Origin of the sequence: Nocardia farcinica, assembly GCF_029867845.1 — a bacterium.
Lineage (GTDB): Bacteria > Actinomycetota > Actinomycetes > Mycobacteriales > Mycobacteriaceae > Nocardia > Nocardia farcinica_A.
The window spans coordinates 1-6,137 of sequence record NZ_JARWRU010000761.1; the positions used below are offsets into that span (position 1 = coordinate 1).

Genomic DNA, 6,137 nt, shown 5'->3' on the forward strand with positions numbered 1-6,137 from the left:
GGGGGGGGGGCGGGGGGGGGGGGGGGGGGGGGGCGGCGCGCCCCGCCCCCCCCCCCCCCCCCCCGCCCCCCCCCCCCCCCCCCCCCGCCCCCGCCCCCGCCGCCGAGGTGCCGTCGACCTTCAAACACGAGCTGCTGCTGAAGAAGTCGGTGGAGCTGTTCCACCAGCGCGGCTATCCCAACGTCAGCGTGGAGGACATCGCCCACGCCGCCGGGCTGCCCGCCTCCTCGGCGGTCTACCGCTTCTACCGCAGCAAGGGCGACATCCTCGCCGCCGCGTTCCGCCGGGCGGCCGACCGGGTGTCGGCAGCCATCGGGCCCGCCATCGCGAGCACCGGCGGCCCGCGCGAGGCGCTCACCCAGCTGGTCGAGCTGTATGTGGACGGCTCCTTCGCCGAGCGCGAGCTGACCTTCGTCTACTACGCCGAGATCAGCAATGTCCCGCGCGAGGACCGCACCGTGCTGCGCAACATCCAGCGGCTGAACGTGGAGGAATGGGCCAAACTGCTCAACGGCACGCGGCCGGAACTGTCCGCCGCCGAGGCACGCGTGCTCGTGCACGCGGCGTTGTCCCAGGTGGTCGATCTCGGACAGTGGCTCGGCCCGGACAATCCGCTCTGCGACAAGGCCAGGGTCATCCACCTCATGCACGCCATCCTGTTCGGTCGCGCCGGCGCGTGAGGCGCGTCCTGTCACCCGGCGAAAAAAATTACGCAGAATCGGGGTGGGGATGTCGAGATCGGCGGGCCCGCTCCGTCCCAGGGGTGAGCGACCGGAGTGGGTCGCCGGAACCGAAGGGAAGATCGTCATGGCGAAGTACCTGATGCTCAAGCACTACCGGGGCGCGCCCGCGGCCGTGAACAACGTGCCGATGGATCGGTGGACGCCCGAGGAGATCGCCGCACACGTGGCGTACATGAACGACTTCGCGGCGAAGCTGCAGGCCAGCGGCGAGTTCGTGGATGCGCAGGCGCTGGCGCCGGAGGGGCAGTGGGTGCGCTCGGACGGCGCGGGCCGCCCGCCGGTGACCGACGGGCCGTTCGCCGAGACCAAGGACCTGATCGCGGGCTGGATGATCATCGACGTGGACTCCCACGAGCGCGCCGTGGAGCTGGCGGCCGAGCTGTCGGCGGCGCCCGGCGCGGGCGGCGAGCCGATCCACGAGTGGCTGGAGCTGCGACCGTTCCTGTCCGCCCCGCCCACCGTCACCGAGTGATGACCGCGGACGCGGTGGACGAGACCGCCCTGCGGGAACTGATCCCCGGGGTGCTGGCGGCGCTCGTCCACCGCGGCGCGGATTTCGCCTCCGCCGAGGACGCCGTGCAGGAGGCGCTGATCCGCGCCGTGCGGAGCTGGCCGGCGCAGCCGCCCGCCGACCCGAAGGGCTGGCTGATCACCACGGCCTGGCACCGGTTCGTGGACGCGAGCCGGTCGGAGGCCGCGCGCCGTCGCCGCGAGAGCGTGGCCGCCGAGGAGCCCGCGCCCGGCCCGGCCGCCCCCGCCGACGACACGCTCGCGCTGTACTTCCTGTGCGCGCACCCGAGCCTGTCGCCCGCCTCGGCGGTCGCGCTCACGCTGCGCGCGGTGGGCGGGCTGACCACCCGCCAGATCGCTGCGGCCTATCTGGTGCCCGAGGCGACCATGGCGCAGCGGATCAGCCGCGCCAAGCGCACGGTGAGCCGGGTGCGGCTGGACCGCCCCGGCGACCTCGGCACCGTGCTGCGCACGCTGTATCTGGTGTTCAACGAGGGCTACAGCGGCGATGTCGACCTGGCCGTCGAGGCCATCCGCCTGGCCCGCCAGCTGCACGCCGCCACCGACGACCCCGAGGTGGCAGGCCTGCTCGCGCTGTTCCTGCTGCACCACGCCCGCCGCCCGGCGCGCACCCGCGCGGACGGCAGCCTGGTGCCGCTGGCCGAGCAGGACCGCGGCCGGTGGCGCACCGACCTGATCGCCGACGGCGTGGCGATCCTGCAGACAGCGCTGGCCCGCGACCGGCTCGGCGAGTACCAGGCCCAGGCCGCCATCGCCGCCCTGCACGCCGACGCCCCGACCGCAGAGGAGACCGACTGGGTGCAGATCGTGGAGTGGTACGACGAGCTCGTCGCGCTCACCGACAGCCCGGTGGTGCGGCTCAATCGCGCTGTCGCCGTCGGGGAGGCCGACGGGCCGCGGGCCGGACTGGCCGCCCTCGCCCTGCTCGATCCCGGCCTCCCCCGCCACACCGCCGCCCGCGCCTACCTGCACGAGCGGGCGGGTGAGCTGGAGACGGCGGCCGGGCTCTACGTGGCGGCCGCGGCCGAGGCGGGTAACCTCGCCGAGCGCAACCACCTCACGGTGCGGGCCGCCGCGCTGCGCCGGCGGATCGGCGGAGCCTGAGACTCGGCCGCATCATCGGCACTCTGCACGGCAGAGCTGTCCGCGGCTACTGCTGTGGCGCGGGCAGCGGCGAGTCGACCTGGTTCACCAGCCAGCGGCCTTCGGTCTTCTCCATGCGCAGCACCATGGCCAGCTGGCCGGGCGAGGGCTGCCCCTGGGTGCCGACGCTGCTGATGGTCTGGCCGATCATGACGACCGCCTCGGCGGAGGTCTGGTCGCCGGTCTTGATGGCGCATTCCACGCTCTGCACCGTGGAGACCACCTGCCCCTCGGTGAGCACCTCCCGCAGCTCACGGCTGGTGTCGTCGAACTGCTCGTACCACTGCCCGGTCGCGCCCTCCAACACGCCGGAGAAGTAGGCGTCGAGATTGTTCGCGTCGTAGTCCGCCAGGCGCGGCGCGTAGTCGCAGGCCGCCTGACGGGCTTCCTCGTGGGCGTTCAGCAGCGTCTGGTTGCGGTCGTTCTGGACGTAGAAGTAGCCCGCCGCGCCGAGGGCGGCCGCCAGCGCGAGCGCGCCGCCGACACCGGCCACCAGGCCACCGAAACCCGCGCGCGCCCCGGCGCCGGACACCTTCCCGGACGCCACCTTCCCGGACGCGGATTCGCCCTTCCGGTCCTTCGATTCCGACGGGTCGTCCGACCCCGAACCCCCGGACCCGGACTTCCCGGACCCGGACTTCCCGGACCCGGAGATCCGGCCGGTCTCCTCCGCTGCCCCCGACGCCGCCGCGATCCGCACGGTCTCGTCCGAATCCCCCGTCGCCGAGGCGGATTCCGGGGCGGCCGTCGCGGGGGCATCGCCGGCCTTCGCGGTCGACACCTTCGCCGCGGCGCTGTCGGGGGTGGCCGAGCTCGTGTTCTCCGAGCGGGGATCGACGTCGTTGTCACTCATGAGGGTGGGAATCCTTGTCTGCCGAGGAGGGGGCTACCGAGGGACCGGCTGGGACAGCTCGTCGCCGGTCACGCCGGGCGGCGGGCCCGCGGTGTTGTCGGGGACGTTCGGCCGCGGCGCGTTGGCGCTGCCGCGGATCTGCAGAGCCGGGTCCTCGGTCACGCAGTAGTTGTACAGGCGGACCCTGGTGTCGGTGGTCTCGACGACCGGGATCTTGGGCACCGTGGGGTAATCGCAGGTGGGACGGGGCCACGGGTCGACCAGGGTGTGGTACGCGCCGTCGTGGGCGGGCAGGCCGATCGCGGCCGAACCCCGCCGCAGCGCGGGGAACAGCGCCTCGATCGCAGGCTGACGCAGCTTGGCGGCCCGCGTGATGGCCACGAAGTTGGTGGTCAGGTTGGTGATCGGGTCCTCGGTCGCGGCGACGAAGCCGCCGAGGGTGGCCAGCTGCCCCGGCGCCAGATCCAGGAAGTCGCGCAACTCCTGGTCGGCGGCGGTGAGCTGCTCGAACAGCGCGCCCGCACCGGTGGTCAGGGTGGTCAGGTCGGGCTGGGCATGCGAGGTGGTCTCGGCGATCACCTGCAGATTCTCGATCAGCTGCTTGGTCTGCGGCAGCAGACTGTCCAGACCGGCCATGGCCCGGCTGATGCCGGAGATCATGTTGCGCAACTGGTCGGGGCCGCCCGCCAGCGCCTTGTCCAGCTCGTTGATGATGACGTCGAGCCGCTCGGGGTTCATGCCGCCGATCAGGTCGCTCATGTTGTCGAGCACCGAGGGCACGGTCACCGGGGTGCGGGTGTGTTCACGGCCGATCAGATCGCCGTCCTTCAGGTACGGGCCGCTGTCGGCGTCCGGCCGGAAGTCCAGGTACTGCTCGCCCGCGGCCGACAGCCTGCCCACCGCGACGATGCCGCCGACGGGCACCTCGACGCCCGCCTCGATCTCGGCCTCGGCGAGCACACCGGCCTCCGCGCCGGCGCGCACGTCACGCACGATGCCGATGCGGCTGCCACGGAAGGTCACGTCGTTGCCTGCCTGCAGGCCGCCGGAGTTGTCGAGTTCGACGGTGACCACATAGGACCGCGCGAACGGGTTGACCCGCAGCACTTCCGCGCCCAGGTACACCGTGCCCGCGACGAGCACCAGCACCAGGCCGATATTGGCCACCCCGACCCGCCGACGGACCAGGTAGTTCCACAGCGGGATGTTCATCGGCCGCCCTCCTGCTGCCGCGGCGGGCTGTTGAGCCTGCCGATCACCTTCTCGAGCACCTGCGCCAGGCTGCCGATGAACAGCGGCACGTCGTTCAGCTCCGGCGGGCGGCTGCCGGACGGGTCGGTCAGCGCGCCGATGCTCAGATAGGAGACGGTGGCCGCGACGGCGAGCGCCTCGCCGCGGAAGGAGGCCGCCACCGACGGGTACAGCTCCTCGTATCGCTTCAGCATCTGCCCGAGATCGTCGCCCATCTGGGTGAATCCGCCCATCAGCGCGCGGATGCTGTCGAACAGGCCGACGAACTCGGGGCCGGTGGTCTCGGTGAAGTCGCCGAGCGCGGCCATGGTCACCGAGACCTTGCCCATCAGCTGCGAGATGTCGCGGTTGTTCTCCGCGAGCAGGCCGAGCAGTGCCGGGAAGGTGTCGGCGGCGCGGCCGAGTTGTTCCTTGCGACTGGCCAGTTCACCAGTCAGCACGTTCACGCCGTGCAGGACGCTGTCGATGTCGGCGGTGCGCTTGTTCAGCGCCTCGATGGCTGCGTGCAGCTCGGTCAGCAGGTGCGCCAGTTGCGGCGCCCGGCCGGCGAACATCGAGTTCATCTCGGAGGTGATCTTGGCGGCCTGGTTGATGCCGCCGCCGTTGAGCAGCATGGAGATCGACACCATCAGCTGCTCCACCGAGGCACCCGCCGAGGTGTACTCGACGCCGATGGTGTCGCCGGGCTCGAGCAGCTCGGCGTTCGGATCGACCTCGGGCAAGGTCATGGCGATGAAGATGTCGCCGAGGGGGGTGGCCTGGCGCAGCTCGGCGGTGGTGCCCTCGGGCAGTTCGATGTCTTCTCGGATCTCCAACTCGACCTCGGCGAGGAAGTTGGTGGTGCTGATCGCCGAGACCACCCCGATGTCGGTGCCGCCGATGCGCACGTGCGCGCGTTCGGGCAGGTTCAGCGCGTCGGTGAACACGGCGTTGATCTTGTAGCCGGGTCCGCCGATGCCGGGCTTGGGCAGCGGGACGTTGTCCACAGTGACCGCGCACCCGGTGGTCCCGGTCAGCACGGCCAGGCTCACCGCGGCGGCGGCGAGACGGCGGGTGAGGGCGCGGGCGCTCATCGGGTCAGTCCGAGCAGCGCGGCGGTGAGGCCGAAATCGGGCCCCATGTCCTGGATCTTGCCGGTGCGGCAGCCGTCGGCGCGCATCTGCACGCGCTCGCAGAAGGTCGACAGCCATTCGCCGTCGAAGACCGACTTGTCGAGCAGGCCGTGCAGGCGGATGGCGCGGTGCTCCTCGCTGGTCGCGTTGGCCAGGTTCTCGAAGAACAGCGGCGTCACGTCGATCATCTCGGTCAGGCCGCGGGCGTTGGCCCGCATCTGCTCGGTGATGGTGACGAAGCGGGTCAGCGCGCCCGCCAGCTGATCCTCGTTCTCGCCGACCACCGCTGAGGTGTTGGCGATGAAGTCGTTCAGCTGGGCCAGCACGGCGTGCAGACCCGGCGACTGGGCGCCGAGCAGGTCGACCAACTCGGTCAGCTTGCCGCTGAACTCGCGCACCGTGGCGTCGTTGGACGCCAGGATGTGGGTGATCTCGTTGAGCTTGATGATGGTGTTGGAGATCTGGTCCTTGTTGGCGAAGGACACCTCGAAGGCACCCGCCAGC

6 protein-coding genes and 1 pseudogene are annotated in these 6,137 nt (G+C 71.6%); 3 read left to right on the forward strand and 4 right to left on the reverse strand.

The genetic code is table 11. The features are described from left to right. From QH283_RS16665 to QH283_RS16675, 3 genes are all read left to right on the forward strand, one after another. Window positions 1–680 (forward strand): TetR/AcrR family transcriptional regulator (locus QH283_RS16665; protein WP_280503905.1); only part of this gene is annotated, 680 nt, incomplete at its 5' end. 127 nt (window positions 681–807) lie between these two features. Further along, window positions 808–1,215 (forward strand): YciI family protein, encoded by a 408-nt coding sequence (locus QH283_RS16670; protein WP_280503906.1) that lies wholly within the window; start codon window positions 808–810, stop codon window positions 1,213–1,215. After that, a complete protein-coding gene (locus QH283_RS16675) occupies window positions 1,215–2,378 on the forward strand; it encodes an RNA polymerase sigma factor (RefSeq protein WP_280503910.1) in 1,164 nt (387 codons plus the stop codon). The genes QH283_RS16670 and QH283_RS16675 overlap by 1 nt, the downstream gene beginning before the upstream one ends. Window positions 2,379–2,424: 46 nt before the next feature. Here the strand turns inward: QH283_RS16675 and QH283_RS16680 are convergent, their stop codons facing one another. From QH283_RS16680 to QH283_RS16695, 4 genes and pseudogenes are all read right to left on the reverse strand, one after another. Further along, window positions 2,425–3,270, reverse strand: coding sequence for a hypothetical protein (locus tag QH283_RS16680; protein WP_280503907.1), 846 nt, complete (start codon window positions 3,268–3,270; stop codon window positions 2,425–2,427). A gap of 33 nt (window positions 3,271–3,303) precedes the next feature. Further along, window positions 3,304–4,482, reverse strand: a complete 1,179-nt coding sequence (locus QH283_RS16685; protein WP_280503908.1) for an MCE family protein — start codon at window positions 4,480–4,482, stop codon at window positions 3,304–3,306. Beyond that, window positions 4,479–5,594, reverse strand: a complete 1,116-nt coding sequence (locus QH283_RS16690) for an MCE family protein (RefSeq protein WP_280503909.1) — start codon at window positions 5,592–5,594, stop codon at window positions 4,479–4,481. The genes QH283_RS16685 and QH283_RS16690 overlap by 4 nt, the downstream gene beginning before the upstream one ends. Beyond that, window positions 5,591–6,137: pseudogene (locus tag QH283_RS16695) on the reverse strand (mammalian cell entry protein); the annotation flags it as partial. The gene QH283_RS16690 and the pseudogene QH283_RS16695, both read right to left, overlap by 4 nt.